Consider the following 19,283-nt stretch of genomic DNA (forward strand, 5'->3'; position numbering starts at 1 on the left):
AGGGAATTTGGGGAAGTCTTAGGGTAATGGGCCATCGGTCGCAGAACTGCGGTCGGCACGGTCCGTGGTCGCGGCACGACCCGCCGTCACGGCGCGATCGCGAACCGGTCGCGGTGATCTTCTTGTCGGACCCCGTCGCTAGCCTCCCGCCATCACCGTCGCAGATCGATTCGCAGGAGGAACCGTGGGCTGGCTCGACGCCGCGTCCGGGTACCAGGTGCGGCTCGGGGAGAACGGGCGCGTCCAGTGCCGCAACGGCAAGGGCAAGCTGCTCTCCTCGGTACCCGCTTCGCTCAAGGACGACCCGAAGGTCGTGCAGCTGCGCCAGCTCGCCGAGTGGCTCTCGCGCCACGAGGCCGAGTGCGCGTCCACGGTGGACGGTTGGATGACGCGCTCGCTGCCCGTGCCCGCCGCGCTCGTCGCCGAGGCGTGGGCGGACGAGGCGTGGGCCGCGGCGCTGCGCGACCTCGTGGTCACCGCGGGCGACGAGACCGGCTTCCTGCGCGACGCCGACCCCGAGCGGGGGCTCGGCGTGGTCACCCTCGACGGCGAGACGGTGCGCGTCACCGCCGACGTGGTGCGCGTGCCGCACCCCGTGCTGCTGGACGACCTGGAGGAGCTGCGCGAGTTCGGCGCGGAACTGGGCGTGCAGCAGAGGGTGCAGCAGCTGTTCCGGCAGACCTTCACCCGGCCCGCGCCCGCCGACGTGGCCGGCAAGTCGTCCGTGGCCGACTACGCGAACGGCAGGTTCGAGCAGCTCAACCACGCGCTGGGCCGGTGCCGCACGCTCGGCTACCCGGTGCGCGGCGGTGACGCGGTGTACTCCGCGTTCGAGGGCGGCCGGGTCGTGGAGGCCCGCTTCTGGCTCGGCTCGGACTACCCCGAGGGCGAGACGTGGACCGGCGAGCTGCGCTGGTCGCTGGAGGACGGAACCGGACTGGCGCTCACCGACGTCGGACCCGTCGCGTGGTCCGAGGGGATGCGCATGGCCTCGGCGATCCACGCCGGGCGCGTCGTCGAGGAAGCGGTGCTCGCGTGAACGACAAGCAGCTCATCGCCGCCGGTGCCGTACTGCCCGGCACCGTCGCCGCCGGCGAGGACCGCGACACGGTCACCGCCCGCCACTACACCCACCCCGCCCTGGGCGACCGGGTCGTGGTGCGGCTCGTGCCCGCCGTGCTCGGCGCGGCCGAGGACCTCACCTGCGAGTACCTCGGATTCGGCGCGCCCGTGCGCACCGCCGACGTCGGCACCGGCCGGCGCAGCGCGCTGGGCTTCCCGGCGTGGGCCCTGGTCAACGACCCGGCCAACGCCCACCACGCGCTCAACCTGGTCAAGGACGTCGAGCGCCTGGCGCGCACCGCGAAGTCCCGCGCCGGGGCCGCGAAGGACGGCTTCACCGCGCTGGGCGAGATGCTCGGCCGGTCCGCGCCGCACTTCCTGCCCACGTTCTACGAGCAGGCCGGGCGGATCTTCCTCCAGCACGGCAACACCACCTACGCGGCGAGCATGTTCGGCAAGGCCCGCGAGGCGGAGGAGGTGCACGACCTCGTCGTGGACGCCGAGCGCACGCGCGAGGTGTTCCTGGAGTTCGCCTTCGCCGGCGCGCTGACCGCCAAGGCGCTGTCCGCGCACGCGAAGGGCCTGGCCCGCAAGGACGACGTGGACGCGGCCCACGAGCTGTTCTTCACGCTGTGCGTGGAGCGCACCCGCGGCGGCCTGCCCCCGTACACCGGGATGCCCGAGGACCTCCGCCGGCTGGCCAAGGCCGCCGGGCGCCCGCGCCGGGAGGAGGACGAGCGCCTGCTGCGCGCCGTCCTGGACTGCTCCTCGATCAGCCGCGCCGGCGCGCCGTTCTGGAAGTCCTACCAGGGCGAGCTGGTGGCGCTGGCGTCCGCCGACGAGGCCGTGCGCGCGCGGCTGCTGGAGTTCGTGCCCGACTCGGTGGCCGCGCTGGACACCTGGTTCGACGTCCTGGAGCGCTGCGGCGCGACCCGCGACCTTGTCGAGCCCGGCGGCGCCGCGCGGCCCGCCGACTGGCTGTCGTCCGTGGTGTCCGTGCGCTCCTCGGGCTGGCGCGGCGTGAACCGCTCGGAGAAGCTGCTCGACCTCGTCGCGCGGATGGCGGACCGGCTGGTCGCCGACGACGTGCCGGTGCGCGTGCTGCACAACTGGCGCCAGGGCGAGCTGGACCTGCTCGACCTGCTGGTGGAGCGCGGCGTCCCGATCGCCGAGCACGACCGCGCCGCACCGCACCTGAACGTCGCGGAGTGGTCCGGCGACGCCGCGCCCGGTCGCCGCGACCTGGCCGCGCTCGCCGCCTCCGAGCGCTTCGGCCGGTCGCTGGGCGAGGGCCTCGTCGTCCACCTCCGCGCGCACACCCGACCCACGACCGTCAGCCGCGACGTGCTGCTCAACGCCTTCTCCGTGCCGGGCCTGCGCACCGCCCTGCGGGACTGGCTCACCCGGCACGCCGCCGGCATCACCGCGGGCGGCCTGCCCGACCTGTTCCGGCACCTGGACGCGCTGGGCCCGCTGCGGCTGCCCGAGGCGTACGTCGACGTGCCGGAGGCGGCCGAGGCCGTCGCGGGCACCGACGTGGCCGACGCGCTGCACCGCACGCTGCGCGCGGGCCTGTTCGACGAACTGGGCTGGCCCGCCCTGGAGGAGGCGGCGGCCCGCCTGCTCGACGGCGGGAAGCAGGACGAGGCGATCAGCATCGCCGGCGAGGGCTGGCCCGCGCTCGTGCTCGGCCGCGGCGACCGCTTCGTCGTCGTCGGCCCGGACGGCGTCCTGGCCGAGCACGTCTCGCGCGTCCCCGTCGACCAGCGGTCCCACTGGCGCCGGGTGCACGCGTCCTGGTTCGACGGCGTCCTCCTGGTCACCTGGTACACCGCCGAGGGCGAGCGGGGCTACTGGAGCGACGCGCCCGAGCGGGTCTTCGCGGTGGACGGCAAGGACCGCCACGGCTGGCGGCCCGACGTCCCGCACCCGTCGATCGCGCTGCCCGGCGGCGGCCGGTTCACCGGCTCCCGGGCCGTGCACCCCGGCGACACCACGATCCCGCAGCCCCGCGACACCCACGGCGACGGCACGACCACGTGGACCACCGACTACGACAGCGGCGAGCTGCGCTGGCGCGAGGTGGACCCGGCGACCGGCGCGGTGGGCCGCGCGAGCAAGCCCCGCTTCCTGGAGGACTTCGCCGCGGACGGCGCGCGGCTCGAAGCGGTCCACTGCGACCTGCGGCCCGCCGCGCCCGGCACCGGGGACAGCCCGCTGGGCGTCGCCGACGGCCTGCACGGCTGGCGCGTGCGCCGCGAGGCGGACCGCTCGTGGACCGGCGAGGGCGTCGACGGCCGCCGGGTGCGGCTGACGACCCGCGAACCGGTGGGCCTGCTGCGGTTCCCCGGCTCCGAGGTCGCGCTGACCGGCCGCGGCGACGTGGTGTCGTTCGAGGACCCGGACGGGACCTCGTGGGGCTCGGTGTCCGCGCTCGCCCAGCACCCGCCGTACGCGATGGGCACCCCGGTCGTACCGCCGAGGGACTGGTGGCACGCCCTGCGGGTGCGCGACCGGGCCGGGTCGGCCGCGCTGCGCGCCGTCACCCGCGAGGCCGTGGAACGGCTGCTCGACGTGGCCGACGCGACCGAGCGGATGCCGGTGCGCGACAAGCTCGCGGCCGTGCGGCGCGGCGAGCACGACCCGCTGTCGCGCGCCATCACCGAGCAGCTGCCCGGCCTGACCGACGCGAACCTCATCGCGGGCGTGTCCGACGTCGTGCGGCGCGCCGCCGACGCCCGGCGCGCCTTCCGCGGCTACGCCGAGGTCGCCGAGGCCGCCCGCACCGCGGAACCGGCCCACGACACCACCGCCACCGCGGTCACCGAGCGGGAACTCGTCGACGCCCTGTCCTGGTTCGGCGGCTGGTACAACAACGGCCACGACGGCCGGACCGCGCTGCCCGAGCTGCTGGAGGCGCTGTCCGGCGCGGTCGAGCGCGCCGAGGGGCGCGAGCTGCCCGCCGTGCACCCCGGGTGGCACCGCGTGCTCCCGCACCTCGCCGCCGTCGCGCACCGCGCCGCGTCGCCGCTCACGCCGGACGCGCACCGCCCGGCGCTGGAACTGCTGCTGCGCGCCGTCGCCGACGCCGGGCTGGCCGACGCGGACGGGCGCTGGCGCCTCGTGCACGTCAAGGTGCCGTCCGCGGAGGTCTCGCGCGGCAAGGTCCCGCCCAAGGACCGGGTCGTCCCGGTCGGCGACGGCTTCACCACCCTGCTCGACGACCGGTGGTCCTCCGACTCCTACCAGAGCTACGAGGGCCTCCAGCACAGCCGCTCCGGGACGTTCGAGCTGCCCGGCACGTGGCGGCTGGCGGCGCACGAGGTCGTCGGGCACGCGTTCGGCGCCCGGCAGGTCGCCCGGTTCCTGGAGCTGCTGGCCGAACGCGGCCCCGCGCCGTGGTTCCCCGAGGCGGTGCCCGCCCTCGTCGAGCGCACCGGCCTGGGATCGGCCGAGGCGAAGGTGCTGCTGGCGGGCATGGCCGGCGTCGACAACCACAACGCCCACTACCTGAGCACCGAGCAGCGGCACCTGCTCGGCCTGTCCCAGGCGGAGGCGTCCGCGGCCAAGGAGCGGCTGCGCAGGCTGGACGTCGGCGAACGGTACCGGCTGCTGGCCGCCGCCGTGCCCGCCGACCCGGCCGACCTGTGGGAGCGCGGCCCCGACGTGGACGCGGTCGCCGAGGTGTGGGTCGCGCAGCACGGCCGCCGCACGCCCGTCCCCGACGACGTCCTGGTCGACGCGACGAAGCTGCCGAACCTCCGCAACACCGCCGAGTTCGTCAGCGGCGTGGCCGATCCCGAGAGCACGTCGTGGCTCACCACCGACGCCGACCACCGCTGGGAGGACGGCAACCTCGTGGCCCGCCACCGGGACGCCTTCAGCGCGACCACCCTCGGCGCGCTGCCGCACGTGCTGCTGTGGCTCGCGCACCGCCTGCCGGTCGGCTCGCCGCTGCGCGCGCGGCTGCCCCGGGCGCTGGAACTGGCCCGGGAACGGGTCGCGCACCCCGGCTTCGCCTTCGTCGCCGCGTACTACAACTCCCGCGACACGCTCAAGCAGCTGCTCGACCTCGACCCGCCCGGGGCCGGGCAGGTGCACCGGCACCGGCCGTGGCTGGAGGTGTGCGGCGTCAACGACCACTACTCCCGACTGGTCGTCCGCCCCGCCCTGGTCGGCCCGGGCGACCGGGACCTGCTGGCGGCGGTGGTGGAGGTCGGGAACGAGCAGGGCGTGCTCGCGGACCTGGACCTGCTGGCCGCGCCCGGCACGGCCGCCGCGTGCGCCGTGACCGCCCCCGACGGGGTGGACCCGGCGGCGTACGCGCAGGACCCGCTGGTGTCCGTGCCGCACCTGGTGGCCGAGGTCGCCGAGCGGTGCTCCCTCGGGGAGGACGCGGCCGTGCTGTACCTCCAGCTGCTGGCCCTGCCCGACCCGACCGACGCCAACGTGGCCCGGTGGACCGGCTGGAAGCCCGCCCGCCTGAAGAAGGCGCGCGCCGAGCTGGCCGCGACGGACCTGGTGCTCACCGCGAAGCGGGCCCGCGCCGGGCGGTCGCTGTTCCTGCCCGGCGGCTGGCTGGCGCTCGGCGCGCCGCACCTGCCCGTCGAGTCGTGGAAGGCGCCCCTGTTCGGCTTCCGGCCGGCAGACCGGCCGCGCGACGCGATCGTGCCCCGCGAACCCGTCGCCGACCTGTTCGCCCGGGCCTGGCGGCGCGTGCTCGACGGCGACGCGCCCGCCTACGAGGAACTGAAGACCGGAGGACGCAGGTGACCGCCACGACCGCCACCGCCACGACCGCCGCACCGAGGCAGGTCGAGCCAGCCGAGGACGCCCACGCCGGCGAGCTGGCGTTCCTCGCCGCCCACGACGACGGCCCCAGGCCACCCGGCTGGCGGCTCACCCCGCGCGCCGTCGTCACGTTCGTCATGGGCAGCGGCGGCGACGCGCTGGCGCTGCCGAAGAAGGTCGCCGGCCTGCCGCAGCGGCTGGTGATCAGCGCGAAGTTCGTCGGGGAGCGGGCGCTGGTCGAACGCGCCGTCGTCACCCTCGCCGGCGAGCGCGGCCTGCTGCTCGTCGGCGAGCCCGGCACGGCCAAGTCGATGCTGTCCGAGCTGCTGGCCGCGGCCGTGTGCGGCAGCAGCCAGCTCGTCGTGCAGGGCACCGCCGGCACCACCGAGGACCAGCTGCGCTACGGCTGGAACTACGCGCTGCTGCTGGCCGAGGGGCCGTCGCCGCGCGCCCTGGTGCCGTCGCCGGTGCTCACCGCCATGCGCGGCGGCGGCGTGGTGCGCGTCGAGGAGGTCACCCGCTGCCTGCCCGAGGTGCAGGACGCACTGGTGTCGATCCTGTCCGACCGGCGCATCGCCGTGCCCGAGCTGTCCGGCACGGACGGCGCGACCGTGCACGCCGCGCCCGGCTTCACCGTGATCGCCACCGCGAACCTGCGCGACCGGGGCGTGTCGGAGATGTCGGCGGCGCTCAAGCGCCGGTTCAACTTCGAGGCCGTGGGGCCGATCGGCGACCTGGCCGCGGAGACGGAGCTGGTGCGGCGGCAGGCCCGCACGGCGCTGGAACGCGTCGGCGCGCCGTTCAAGGTGGACGACGTGGTGCTGGAGGTGCTGGTCACCGCGTTCCGCGACCTGCGCAACGGGGTGTCCCAGGAGGGCTGGGCGGTCGAGCGGCCGTCCACCGTGATGAGCACGGCCGAGGCGGTGTCCGTCGCGACCTCGCTCGGCCTGGCCGACGCCTACTTCCCCGGCGACCGCGACCCGCTGTCCCTGCTGCCCGGCCACCTGCTGGGCGTGGTCCGCAAGGACGACCCCGGTGACGCGGCCCGGCTGCTCGGCTACTGGGACGGCGCGGTGCGGCGGCGCGCGGAGAGCGGCGCGCGCACGTGGCGGCGGCTGTGGGAACTGCGCGATGTCCTCGACGCCTGACGGGACCGCGGTGGCCGACCGGCTCGTCGGCCACCGCGCGCCCCACCTGATCGGGGTGCGGCACCACTCGCCGGCGCTGGCCGCCGCGGTGCCCGCCCTGCTGGAGGCGTTCGCGCCCGAGGTGCTGCTGGTCGAGCTGCCCGCGGAGCTGGCGGAGTGGCTGCCGCACCTGGCCGCGCCCGACCTCGTCGCGCCGGTCGCGCTGTCCGGGGCCGGCAGGGACGGCGGGGGGCTCGCGTTCTACCCGTTCGCCGACTTCTCGCCCGAGCTGGCCGCGATCCGGTGGGCGCACAGGCACGGCGTCGAGGTGCGCGCGTGCGACCTGCCGCTGGCGCTGCGCGGGTCCGGGCACTCGCCCGGCGCGCGGGACGCGGCCCCGTTGACCGACGCGCTGCGCCGCGCGGTGACCGGCCGGGACGGCGACGACCTGTGGGACCGGCTGGTCGAGGTGGCCGCGCCGGGGCAGGACCCGGAGGCCGTGCGGCGGGCCGCGCTGTACGTCGGCTGGGCGATGCGGTCGGACGCGGGCGAGGTGGACCCGTTCGACCTGCGCCGGGAGGCGTGGATGCGGCGCGCGGTGGCCGAGGTGGGCGACCGGCGGTGCGCGGCGGTGATCGGGTCGTTCCACGCGGCGGCGCTGCTGTCCGGGCCTCCCGCGGAGGAGGACGCGCCGTCGTCGTCCGACGTGGTCACCTCGCTCGTGCCCTACGGGTTCGCGCTGCTGGACGAGCGGTCCGGCTACCCGGCGGGCATCCGCGACCCCGAGTGGCAGCAGGCCGTGCTGGAGGCAGCGGGCGACCCGGCGGCGATCGAGGCCGCCGCCGCGTCGGTCATCGTGCGGATCTGCGCGCGCGTCCGGGAGCTGGGCCACCCGGCCGGCCCCGGCGAGGCGCGGGAGGCGCTGCGGCTGGCCGTCGACCTGGCCCGCCTGCGCGGCCTGCCCGCGCCCGGCCGCGGCGAGGTCGTGGAGGCGGTGCAGACCGTGCTGACGCACGCCGAACCGCTGGGGCGCGGTCGCGTGGTGGCCCGCGCCGCGGGGGACGTGCTGGTCGGGCACCGCACCGGCGTGCTCGCGCCGGGCACGCCGAGGTCGGGCCTGGCCCCGGCGGTGGAGGACCTGGTGGCCGACCTGCGGCTGCCCGGCCCGGGCTCCCGCGAACCGGTCGCGCTGCGCCTGGACCCGCTGCGGTCGGCGCTGGACGCCCGGCGCGAGGTGGCGCTGCGGCGACTGGCCGTGCTGGGCGTCACCTACGGCGAGGAGACGGGGACCTCGGGCGTCGGCGGCGGTGACGCCCTGAGCACCCGCTGGACCGTCGCGTGGACGCCCGCCACCGCGGCGATGCTGCCGGTGGCCGGGCTGTGGGGGGCCACGCTGCCGCTGGCCGCGCGCGGACGGCTGCGGGCGCGCCGGGCGCAACGCGAGGAACGCGGCGGGCACACGCCGGCCGACGTGCTGGCCGACCTGGCCGACGCGGCCCGGTGCGGCCTGCCGGAGGTCGTGGACGAGCTGCTGGGCGACGCGGCGACCGTGCTGCCGGCCTCGGGGACGCTGCCCGAGCTGCTCGCCGGGCTCGACCTGGTGGACCGGCTGCGCGCCGGGCACCTGCCCGGGACACCGGGGACGGTGCTCGACGGGCACCCGCTGCTCGCCGCCGAACTGGAGACGGCGGCGGTCGCGCAGCTCGACGGGCTGGCCGGGTCGGAGGACGTGGCGGACGCGCGGGCACTGGTCGAACTGGGGCAGCGGCACGACGCGCACGGCACCGGGGTGCGGCTGGCGGCGTGCCTGCGCCGGTTGGCCGACGAGGGCGCGCCGCTCATCGCGGGCGCGGCCGGCGCGGTGCGGGTGCTGCTGGGCCTGGTGCCGCCGGACGTGCTGGGCGAGCGGGTGGCGTCCTGGGTGGACGGCGCGAGCACGCCCGAGCGGCGGGGGGTGCTGAAGCGGTCGTTGACCGGTGTGCTGGCGGCGGCCGGTCCGCTGCTGGAGGCGCCGGAGGCGCTCGACCCGCTGTTGGCCCGGGTGGAGTCGTTGGCGGACCGCGACTTCCTGGACCGCCTGCCCGCGCTGCGCGGCGCGTTCACCTCGATCGGCCCGGCCGCCCGCGCCCGCGTGCTCGCGGTGGTCGAGGCCCGGACCGGCGACCGGGTGGACGCGGTCGGCGCACCCGACCCCGAACTGCTGGCCGTGTGGCTGGAAGCCGAGCGCGCCGCCGCCGACGTGCTGGAGTCCCACCACCTGCGGGCCCCGCTCGCCGACGGCGCCCGGACTCCACCACCCGTCGTGGACGATCCGGTTCCCGTGCCGCCGGCCGCCGCCGACGCACCCGTAGCCGGTGGTCGACGGGAGCTGGGCGCGGGCGTGCGGTGGCGGCTGGTGCTCGGCGCGCGGGGTGACCGGCCGGCAGGTGCGGCGCGCTACGCGGCGGCGCTGGACGAGCTGTACGGGCTGGAGCGCGGCGAGGGCGCGGCGGCCGGCGGGCTCGGCGCGGACCGGTCGTCGCCGTTCCCCGACGTGCGCGAGTGGTCCGAGGAGCTGGCCGAGCTGTTCGGCGACGGCGTCCGCGAGGAGGTGCTGGCGACCGCCGCCGAGGGCGGCCGGCTGGAGGCGGCGCTGGAGATCGACCCCGGGTCGGTGCGGCCCTCGGTCGAGCTGCTGCGCAGCGTGCTGTCGCTGGCCGGCGGGCTGTCCGAGCAGTCGCTCGCCAGGCTCCGACCGCTGGTGGCGCGGCTCGTGCGCGAGCTGACCGCGCAACTGGCGAACCGCGTGCGGCCCGCGCTGACCGGCGTGCAGCTGCCGGTGCCGACCCGGCGGCCGGGCGGCAAGCTCGACCTGCCGCGCACGCTGCGCGCGAACCTGGCCACCGCCAGGCGTGACGCGACCGGCCGGGTGCTGGTGGTGCCGGAGCGGCCGGTGTTCCGCACGCGCGGTCGCCGGTCCAGCGACTGGCGGCTGGTGCTGGTCGTCGACGTGTCGGGCTCGATGGAGGCGTCCACGGTGTGGTCGGCGCTGACCGCGTCGGTGTTCGCCGGGGTGCCCGCCCTGACCACGCACTTCCTGGCGTTCTCGACCGAGGTGGTCGACCTGACCGAGCGGGTGGCCGACCCGTTGTCGTTGCTGCTGGAGGTGCGGGTCGGCGGCGGCACGCACATCGCGGGCGCGCTGCGGCACGCCCGGACCCTGGTGACCGTGCCGGAGAGGACGATGGTGGTGCTGGTCAGCGACTTCGAGGAGGGCGGCCCGGTGGGCGCGCTCGTCGCGCAGGTGCGGGAGCTGGTGACGTCGGGCGTGACCGTGCTGGGCTGCGCGAGCCTGGACGACGCCGGCAAGGCGCGCTACTCGACGTCCGTGGCGGGCGCGCTGGTCGCGGCCGGGATGCCGGTGGCCGCCCTGAGCCCCCGGGAACTGGCCCGCTGGGTGGGGGAGAAGGTGCGCTCGTGACCCTGCCCCCGGTGGCGCCCGCGGTGGTGGCCGACGTGCTCGACACCCTCCCGCCGCGCCTGCGCAAGCGGATCGACGCCTCGCTGGACAAGGCGACCGGCTGGACGGTCACCACCACCCCCACGACCGCCCGCGCGGAACTCGACCCGGAGACCGTCCTCACCTGGACCCTGCGCGCGGGGGTGCTGGCCGAGGCGGAAAACCTGTCCTGCACCTGCCTGCTCGCGCCGAAGTGCCTGCACCGGGGCATCGCGGTGGCGGCGGCGGACATCGCCGACGAGGTCGACGCCCCCGACCCCGAAGCCGGCCACAACCCCGAAGCCGACCCCGACCCCGACCAAGACCAAGACCAAGAGCAAGACCGCGACCCCGCCTCCGACCCCGCCTCCGCCTCCGGCCCCGGCTCCGGCGCCGGTCACGACACAGCCGCTCCGCCCGCCGCCGAATCCTCGCCAAGTGCCGGACCCCCGCCGAGCACCAGGTCCCCGGCAGCTACCAGGTCCCCGGCAGCTACCGGGAACCACCTCCCGGCGGCGGCCCCCGCCACTCCCGAGCAGCGGTCGGCGGCCGAGGCGGTGTGGGAGGGTTGTTCAACAATCCTTCGTTCCGGCGCTGCGGGCAGCGGGGCGGTGGTGCGGGCCGAACTGCTGCGCGCCGTGCACACCGCCCGGGTCGCCGGGCTGCACCGCGCCGCCGCTGCGGGGCTGCGCGTCGCCAACGCCCTCACCGCCGCCCGCACCGGCGACCCGTCGTTCGACCGCGAACAGCTCACCGCCGAACTCGTCGACCTGATGCTCCTCTGCCACGACCTCCGCACCGGCACCGGCGACCCGGACGACCTGCGCGGCACCGCCCGGCGCGAGTACCACCCGATCGGCGCGCTCCGCCTGCACGGCCTGTGCACCGAACCGGTGATCAGCACCTCCGGCTACGCCGGCGTCGTCACGCACCTCGTCGACGACTCGGGCCGGCTGTGGACCGTCCCCGCCGTCACCCCCGGCGGCCCCGAACGGGTGGCCGCCGCCGCGAGCGGACCGGTGGCGGTCGGCGAGTCCGGCCTGACCCACCGCGCCCTGGGCCGCGCGGGCCTCCTCCTGTCCGGCGGCACCGCCTCGCCCGACCACCGGCTCGGCGCGGGCAAGGCCGTGCGCGCCGTGTCCGCGAAACCCACCCCGTGGACCGCCGACCCGCTCGCCCGCCTCTGGGCCGAACCGCTGCCCGACCAGGTGCTCCGCGCCTTCCACGCGCACACCGCACCGGACGCCCGCCGCCCCGCCGGCGCCGACCTGCTCTTCCTGGAAGGCACGGTCCTGGGCTCGGCCGGCCCCGCCCTGCGCCTCGACACCGCGCACGGAATCCTCGACCTCGTCGGCCACACGAACCAGACCCGCGACAACCTCACCGTCCTCGCCGGCGCGCCCGGCCTGGCCCTCCGGGTCGTGGCACGTCTCCTCCCGGACCGGCCGGGCACGGTCACCGCGCTCGCCGCCTCGGGAGACCTGGCCCTGCCCGACGACCTGGCCCACCACGTGGACCTGGGCCTGGACCGCGTCCAGCGCTCCCACGTCGCCGGCGGCGCGGGCCAGGTCCTGCCGCCGCGCCCGGAACCGGCCGACCGCGTGCCCGCACCGCTGCGACCGCTGGAGAACGTCCTGCACCGCATCACCCTCGGCGGCCGGGCCGTCGCCGCCGTCGCCTCCGCCCACCGCGAGGTCACGGCCCTGCGCGCCACGGGCCTGACCACGACCGCCGACCTGCTCGCCGACCTCGCCGCCACCTCCCGCGACCGCGAGCGCGACGCGTTCGGCCGGGTGGTGCGCGACGCGGGCGAGCAGTTCCCGGTCGCCTGGCTGCGGGCGGGCCTGCACGTGCGGGAGTTCACCCGCGCCTCGGCGCGGCGGGCGTGGCTGGCCGCGGTCGGGGGGTAGGGGTCAGGTCCGGGCGTCCCGGCGGGAACGGGGGCCCCGCCGGGGCGTCCGCGGCTTCGCGCTCGGCGTGTGCCGCTGCGGCGTGGCGTCCGGCGGGTACCGCTCCTCGATCGCGGCCCACGCCCGCTCGGGCGCGTCGCGGACGTGCTGCCGGAAGTCCAGGTAGGACACCTTGATCAGCGGTTCGAGCTTGACCCAGCTCGCCTTCTCCGACCACGGGTGCCAGCCGGCGGGCAGCGCCAGGTAGCCGGGCCGGTCGCCCTGGTCCACGCTGGTGATCTTGAGGACGTACGCGTGCCGGGCGAACGTGCTGACCACCACGCACGGCCGGTCCTTGGCCCGCTGCCCGTCCCCGTCGTGGGACCCCTCCTCGAACGGCACCAGCGCGGACCAGACCTCGCCGCGCCCCGGCCGGACGTCGTCGCCCCGCCAGACCACCCCGCCGCCGCGCCGCGCCGGCGCGCCCAGGGCCCGGTCCAGCAGCCGCGACCCGGCGATCCACGCCCACAGGAACACCAGCAGCACGGCGATCCGCGTCGGGTCCAGCTCCCGGACGCCCACCCGCACGGGGTCCATCGCGTACCACGTCACCACGCCCGACAGCGCCAGCAGCACCACCACCCGCGCGGCGGCCCACCAGAACCCCAGCCGGACCCGCCGGTGCCGCAGCACGACCCACACCGCCGCCACCGGTGCGACGCACGCGTTGACCAGCAGGAAGTCGTTGCCCACCAACCGCCCGGGGTCGTTCTGCGACACCCACAGGTACACCGCGGGGAACGTCAGGTACCCGGCGGCGAGCCACTGGGCGATGAACTTCCCGATCAACCGCACGCGTGCTCCTCCCGTGCCCGCCGCCCTCGCGGCGGGCCGTACGCCGTCGTGTCGCCCCAGCCGGGGAACCGCGTTACCGCCCAGCGCCGCTACCGCCGCGCACCGCCGCACCCCGCACCGCCGCGCCGTGCGCCGCGTGCCCGTAGGAGAGGTTCGTCCCCGTCACGGCCCGCTCCGCGGTGATCACCGTGTCGTCGCCGACCAGCAGCGCCCGGTCGTCGACCAGCGGCGCGCCGTCCTCACCGCGGCTGAGCCGGCAGCTCAGCAGGGCGGGTGAGCCGGGGGCGCGGTCCAGCAGCGCGGCCTCGGCGTCGGTCAGCGCCACCGCCCGGATGGTCTCGCCGGCCTGCCGCACGGGCGTGCCCAGCTCGTCCAGCAGCCGGTACAGCGACTGGCGGCGCAGCGCGTCCACGTCCACCCGCGCGCCGAGCGCCTCCGGCAGGTACGAGGTCTGGAGCACCAGCGGGCCGGCGGACGTGCTGCGCAGCCGTTCCACGGCCAGCACGGGCGCGTCCGCGGGCAGGCCCAGCCGGCCGGCCACGTCGGCGGGCGCGGCGGCGACCGACGCGCCCAGCACCTCGGTGGACAGCTCGATGCCCTGCTCCACCAGCTCCTGGGACAGGCTGCGCAGACCGGTGAGCCCGTAGGAGAACGCCGGCCGCCGCACGAACGTGCCCACGCCGTGCCGGGTCTCCAGCAGGCCGTCGGCCTCCAGCGCCTGGACCGCCTGCCGGACCGTCATGAGCGAGACGTCGAACTCCTCGACCAGCTCGCGCTGCGCGGGCAGCGGCGCGTCCGGCTCGTAGTGCCCGGCCTCGATCCGCTCGGCCAGCACCCGGTAGATCGCGAGGTACTTGGGCACGCGGCCACCGAACCCGCGGTCGTTGCGCTCCACGCCACCCCCGACTCCGTCACGCCACCGGACTCGCCCCCGACCGCGCCGAGGATAGCGCCCGGCGGAACGCCGCCACCGCGTCGACCACGTCCGCGATCGGCGCGCCGTCCACCAGCGGTCGCAGCAGCGCCGACCCGACGACCACCCCGTCCGCGTCGCGGCAGGCGTCCACCGCCTGCTCCACCGAGGAAATGCCGAACCCGGTCACCACCGGCAGGTCCGTCATCGCCCTCAACCGCCGGGAGTGGGCGCGCGCCGTGCCGGACAGGTCGTGGCGCTCGCCGGTGGTCTGCATCGAGCTCATGCTGTAGACGAACCCGGCGGACGCCGACGCGATCTCGCGGCACCGGTCGTCGTCGCACGACGGCGCGGCCAGCAGCACGGCCGCCACGCCCGCGTCGGCGGCCCGCGCCCGGTACTCGGCGGACTCCTCCAGCGGCAGGTCCGGCACGATCGCGCCGCGCACGCCGACCGCCGCCAGGTGGTCGACGAACCCGGCGACCCCGCGCGACGGCACCAGCGTCTCGGCCACGTTCGCGTAGGTCATCACGACCAGCGGCACGTCGAGGTCGAGCCCGGCCAGCTCGTCGAGCAGCGGCCTCGGCCGGGCGCCCCGGTCGAGCGCCGCCGCCGCCGCGCGCTGCACGGTGGGGCCGTCGAGCATCGGGTCGGAGAACGGCAGGCCGATCTCGATCGCGTCCGCCCCGGCCTCGGCGACCCCGCGCACCAGGTCGAGCCAGTCGGGCACGACCCCGGCCATGAGGTAGGGCACGAGCAGCGGTCGTCCCGCCGCCTTCAGGTGCTGCTCCAAGCCGGCTGCGGCAACGCTCATCGGAGGTACTCCCTGATCTGCTGGACGTCCTTGTCGCCGCGCCCGGACAGCGTGATCAGCACCGTGGACCCGGGGGCCAGCTCGCCGGTCGCGGCGGCGTCGACCACCCACGCCACGGCGTGCGCCGACTCCAGGGCGGGCAGGATGCCCTCGGTCTTCGTCAGCAGCTCCAGCGCCCGCATCGCCTGGTGGTCGGTGACGCCGGTGTACCGGACGCGGCCGGTCTCGGCGAGGTGCACGTGCTCCGGCCCCACGCCGGGGTAGTCGAGGCCGGCGGAGATCGACTCCGCCTCCAGGACCTGGCTGTCCCCGTCCTGGAGGAAGTGCGACCGGAAGCCGTGCAGCACGCCGGGGACGCCCTTGTCGACGGCGCTGCCGCCGGCCGCCTCGACGCCGACCAGCGCGGCCGGGGTGTCGACGAACCCGGCGAACGTGCCCGCCGCGTTCGACCCGCCGCCGACGCACGCGACGACCACGTCCGGCACGGCGGCCGGCAGGCGTTCCGCGCACTGGGCGCGCGCCTCGTCGCCGATGACGCGCTGGAACTCGCGCACCATCCACGGGTAGGGGTGCGGGCCGAGGGCGGAGCCCAGGCAGTAGTGGGCGTCGTCGGTCTCGGCGACCCACGCGCGCAGCGCGGCGTTCGTGGCCTCCTTGAGCGTGCCGGTGCCCGCCGCCGAGGCCACTGTGACGACCTCCGCGCCCAGCAGCTCCATGCGGAAGACGTTCAGCTCCTGGCGACGGGCGTCGGTGCGTCCCATGTAGACGGTGCAGGACAGGCCGAGGAGGGCGGCGGCGGTCGCGGAGGCCACGCCGTGCTGGCCGGCCCCGGTCTCGGCGATGAGCTTGCGCTTGCCCATCCGCTTGGCCAGCAGGGCTTGGCCGAGCACGTTGTTGATCTTGTGCGACCCGGTGTGCGCGAGGTCCTCCCGCTTGAGCAGGACGCGCACGCCCAGCACCTCGGACAGCCGCGCGCACTCGGTGACCGGCGTCGGCCGGCCCACGTAGGTCGCGAGCAGCCGCCGGTACTCGGTCGTGAAGGCGGCGTCGGCCCACGCCTCGCGGAACGCCGCCTCCACCGCCCGCGCGGCGGGCACCAGGGCCTCCGGCAGGTAGCGCCCGCCGAACCGGCCGAAGCGGCCGGTGGCGTCGGGTGCCCGCATCAAGGCGGGCTCGTTGTCGACTGACACATCTAGAACTCTAGATGTGTCAGGGGTGCCGCGCAAGCGCGATCACGGCCGCTCGACCAGGCCGACCAGCTTCCTCGGGGCCGACGCGCAGTAGCTCTCGGTCAACAGCTCCGCCACCTCCTCCCAGTCCACCCCGTCGCCCAGCACGACGCCCACCGTGGTCGCCGACCACTCCGGCTTGAAGAACGGCGGCCCCGCGTGGCTCAACGCGTCCAGCTCCGCGCCCTCCGCCCGGAACGTCAGCACGCTCACCGGCCCGTCCGTGCCCGCCGCCCGCGCGTACGAGGGCGGGTCGCCGTCCTCCACCTCCAGCACGTGCGCGAACGTCCGCCCCCGCACGCGCCACCGCGTGCCGCGCCAGGCGCGTTCCTCCACCACCTCCGGCAGCGCCAGGCACACCGCCCGCACCCGGTCCAGCACCTCGTCCTCGTCCACGGTCGTCCCCCTTGATCGTCCTGTCGGCAGGCTAGCGACGGGGACCGACAATCCCGTCGGCCGCGACGCGTACGAGGTCCGGAACCCCGGTGTCGCCGTGGCCGGATACCTTGTGCCGCATGACGGTGCCCCGCGTCGTGACGCGCCACGTGGACGGTTCGGTCCACGCCCTCACCCTCCCCGACGGCCCGGTGGCCGTCTTCCCGCTGCCCGGGGGCGTCGAGCCCGCCGGCCACTCCGCCGCACCCGACCTCGGCCGCCTCGCGTACACCGTGGACGACGCGCTGGTGTGCCTGGACGCCGACGGCCGGGAGCTGTGGCGGGTCGACTTCGGCCCCGCCGGGACGAAGCGGTTCGCCGCCCGCCCGGACTGCGCCTTCTCCCTCGACGGCGGCGTGGTGTGGCTCTACCGGCCGGACGCCATGTCGAAGCGCGGCGACACGGACCGGTGGGTCGTCGTGGACGCGGCGACCGGTGCGGTCCTCGCCGAGGCCGACCTGGGCAGCGAGGGGCACGGCGGGAGCCACTTCCCGCACCCGGACGGCGTGCACGTGCTGCTCGACGTCGGCGAGGGCCAGGACGGCGCGCGGGTGTACCGGGGCCGCTTCGAGGGCGGCGCGGTCGAGCTGGACCCGTACCCGTGGGCCGATCGCTGCCTGGTGGACCTGGCGCCGGGCGGCGACGGGTTCATGACGGTCGACCACGAGCAGGGCGACGTCGCCTTCCACGCCTACCCCGGCGGCGAGGTGCTGGCCCGGACCACCGCCGAGCCGTTCCGCACCGGCCCGGGGCACGTCTGCTTCGAGTACGCCGGCGGCTACCTCGACGACGGCACCGCCCTCGTCGCCGTCATCGTCTACGACGAGGACACCGACGACGAGGAGTTCGCGCACCACCTCGTGGACGTGCGCACCGGCGAGGCGCGGGGCCGGCTGGAGACCGGTGCCCGGGACGCCGGCGACGTCCGGCCGGTGGGTGGCGGTTCCTGGCTCACCACCGACGACGACGGCCGGTTCACCCGCCGTTCGCGGATCACCGCGACACCCTGACCGGCTCCCACCGCCCGGTGGGGTGACGGGGCTCCGCCACCTGACCGGGGGACGTGACGACCCGTTCGGCCCAGGGGGTGTACCCGTCGACCGCGGCGGCGCCGCCGGGAACCACTCCATCAGGGCGTTGGCCGGTGGTCGCGACCAGGGCTACGGTCGTTACGGGATGGCCACCCCTTCTGTCTCCAATGGACGGTCGGACCAACGGGTGTGAGGTGTGGTCATGGTGTTGGACGTGCTCGACCTGCTCAAGGACGGGTTGCCGGAGAGCTCGGCGCCGCGGCGGCGGGTGGTCGTGGTCGGGGCGGGGATGGCCGGGTTGACGGCCGCGCTGCTGCTCAAGGAAGCCGGCCACCAGGTGACGATCCTGGAGGGGCAGAACCGGTTGGGCGGGCGCATCCTGACCCACCGGGACTTCGCGGGTGACATGTACGGCGAGTTCGGCGCCATGCGCTTCCCCGAGCAGCACCCCCTGGTGCAGTGGCTCATCCGGGACAAGTTCCGGTTGGCCACGAAGCCCTTCCCCATGTACGACGAGGACACGTTCGTGTACCTCCAGGGCAAGGGCGTGCGCCGCCGGGACTTCGACGCCTCCGCGTTCCGCTTCGACCTCACCGCGAACGAGGCCGCCCGGACGCCGCACGACCTGCTGCGGCACACCGTGCAACCGCTCGTCGACGTCATGGAGAACGAGGACCCGGACAAGGCGTGGCACAAGATCCTGCTCGACTACGACAAGTACACGCTGCTGGGCTACCTGAAGGAGCGCGGCCTCGGCGACGGCGCGCTGTCCATGCTCGGACCGCTGTTCAACCTGGAGGGCCGCTACCACTTCTCCCTCGTCGAGTGGTTCTCCCACTACTACGAGGACGTCTTCGGCGACCTGTCGTACATCGTGGACGGAGCCGACTCGCTGCCGCGCGCCTTCGAGCCGCACCTGATGGACGACATCCGGTTCGGCGCGCAGGTGCACGCGATCGACCAGGGCGAGGACGGCGCGCGCGTGCACTACCGCTCGGGCCGCCGCACGCACACCGTCGCGGCCGACGAGGTGGTCGTCACCGTGCCGTTCGCGACCCTGCGGCACATGGAGATCCAGGGCCTCGACCCGGACAAGTGGTACGCCATCCGCAACACCTACTACGGCCGCGCGCACAAGCTGTTCATGCAGTTCAGCGAACGGTGGTGGGAGACGAAGTACGGCATCACGCACGGGTTGACGGTGACCGACCTGGCGATCCGCAACATCGTCTACCCGCCGGCCGGGCAGGACACCCGGTACGGGAAGGGGGTGATGATCGCGTCCTACTGCTGGGAGCAGGACAGCATGCCCTACACCCCGCTGGCGGGGGAGGAGAGCGTGCAGCAGGCGCTGGAGGACCTGGTCAAGATCCACCCGGAGGCGCGGGACACGTTCGAGTTCGGCGTCTACAAGGACTGGGCGCTGGACTGGTTCGCCTGCGGTATCGGCCCCCTGTTCCGCGCGTTCGAGATGAGCGAGGGCTTCTACGAGGACGTGATCCGACCGGTGGGCCGGGTGTGGTTCGCCAACGACGCGTGCGACCGTCGCCACCGCCGGTGGGTGGAGGGCGCGCTGAAGGCAGCGGTGAAGAACGCCCACGCCATCAACGAGGGCCTGCGCGACGAGCTGCCCTGGAAGGACTAGGCACGAGGTCGGTC

General features: G+C 75.9%; 12 protein-coding genes. 7 read left to right on the forward strand and 5 right to left on the reverse strand.

Features of this window, described 5'->3' with window-relative positions:
• Positions 1 to 184 precede the first annotated feature (184 nt).
• From ACRAKJ_RS18380 to ACRAKJ_RS18400, 5 genes are read left to right on the forward strand one after another with little or no spacing between them, the layout of a single operon-like run.
• Positions 185 to 1,039, forward strand: a complete 855-nt coding sequence (locus tag ACRAKJ_RS18380; RefSeq protein WP_438920101.1) for a DUF4132 domain-containing protein — start codon at positions 185 to 187, stop codon at positions 1,037 to 1,039.
• Positions 1,036 to 5,835, forward strand: a complete 4,800-nt coding sequence (locus ACRAKJ_RS18385) for a hypothetical protein (RefSeq protein ID WP_438920100.1) — start codon at positions 1,036 to 1,038, stop codon at positions 5,833 to 5,835. The genes ACRAKJ_RS18380 and ACRAKJ_RS18385 overlap by 4 nt, the downstream gene beginning before the upstream one ends.
• A complete protein-coding gene (locus ACRAKJ_RS18390) occupies positions 5,832 to 7,001 on the forward strand; it encodes an AAA family ATPase (protein WP_438920099.1) in 1,170 nt (389 codons plus the stop codon). Before ACRAKJ_RS18385 ends, ACRAKJ_RS18390 begins: the two co-directional genes overlap by 4 nt.
• Positions 6,985 to 10,440 carry a DUF5682 family protein gene (locus ACRAKJ_RS18395; protein WP_438920098.1) on the forward strand — a complete coding sequence of 1,152 codons (3,456 nt, stop codon included), beginning with the start codon at positions 6,985 to 6,987 and terminating at the stop codon, positions 10,438 to 10,440. Before ACRAKJ_RS18390 ends, ACRAKJ_RS18395 begins: the two co-directional genes overlap by 17 nt.
• Positions 10,437 to 12,368, forward strand: coding sequence for a hypothetical protein (locus ACRAKJ_RS18400; RefSeq protein WP_438920097.1), 1,932 nt, complete (start codon positions 10,437 to 10,439; stop codon positions 12,366 to 12,368). The genes ACRAKJ_RS18395 and ACRAKJ_RS18400 overlap by 4 nt, the downstream gene beginning before the upstream one ends.
• A 3-nt stretch (positions 12,369 to 12,371) precedes the next feature.
• Here the strand turns inward: ACRAKJ_RS18400 and ACRAKJ_RS18405 are convergent, their stop codons facing one another.
• The 5 genes from ACRAKJ_RS18405 to ACRAKJ_RS18425 all read right to left on the reverse strand — a co-directional run bounded on the left by ACRAKJ_RS18405 (position 12,372) and on the right by ACRAKJ_RS18425 (position 16,554).
• Entirely contained in the window at positions 12,372 to 13,202 is an 831-nt protein-coding gene (locus ACRAKJ_RS18405) for a type II toxin-antitoxin system PemK/MazF family toxin (RefSeq protein WP_438920096.1), read from the reverse strand.
• 73 nt (positions 13,203 to 13,275) lie between these two features.
• A complete protein-coding gene (locus tag ACRAKJ_RS18410; RefSeq protein WP_438920095.1) occupies positions 13,276 to 14,097 on the reverse strand; it encodes a UTRA domain-containing protein in 822 nt (273 codons plus the stop codon).
• Positions 14,098 to 14,113: 16 nt separating this feature from the next.
• A complete protein-coding gene (gene trpA, locus ACRAKJ_RS18415) occupies positions 14,114 to 14,929 on the reverse strand; it encodes a tryptophan synthase subunit alpha (protein WP_438920094.1) in 816 nt (271 codons plus the stop codon).
• Positions 14,926 to 16,092 carry a tryptophan synthase subunit beta gene (trpB, locus tag ACRAKJ_RS18420; RefSeq protein WP_438920135.1) on the reverse strand — a complete coding sequence of 389 codons (1,167 nt, stop codon included), beginning with the start codon at positions 16,090 to 16,092 and terminating at the stop codon, positions 14,926 to 14,928. Before trpB ends, trpA begins: the two co-directional genes overlap by 4 nt.
• A gap of 69 nt (positions 16,093 to 16,161) precedes the next feature.
• Positions 16,162 to 16,554 carry an MmcQ/YjbR family DNA-binding protein gene (locus ACRAKJ_RS18425; RefSeq protein ID WP_438920093.1) on the reverse strand — a complete coding sequence of 131 codons (393 nt, stop codon included), beginning with the start codon at positions 16,552 to 16,554 and terminating at the stop codon, positions 16,162 to 16,164.
• Positions 16,555 to 16,673: 119 nt separating this feature from the next.
• On the opposite strand from ACRAKJ_RS18425, the gene ACRAKJ_RS18430 reads away from it, so the two are divergent.
• Positions 16,674 to 17,603 carry a hypothetical protein gene (locus ACRAKJ_RS18430; RefSeq protein WP_438920092.1) on the forward strand — a complete coding sequence of 310 codons (930 nt, stop codon included), beginning with the start codon at positions 16,674 to 16,676 and terminating at the stop codon, positions 17,601 to 17,603.
• A gap of 223 nt (positions 17,604 to 17,826) precedes the next feature.
• Positions 17,827 to 19,269, forward strand: a complete 1,443-nt coding sequence (locus tag ACRAKJ_RS18435; protein WP_438920091.1) for an FAD-dependent oxidoreductase — start codon at positions 17,827 to 17,829, stop codon at positions 19,267 to 19,269.
• Positions 19,270 to 19,283: the final 14 nt, after the last annotated feature.

The sequence above is a fragment of the Saccharothrix sp. DSM 118769 genome, assembly GCF_052936295.1.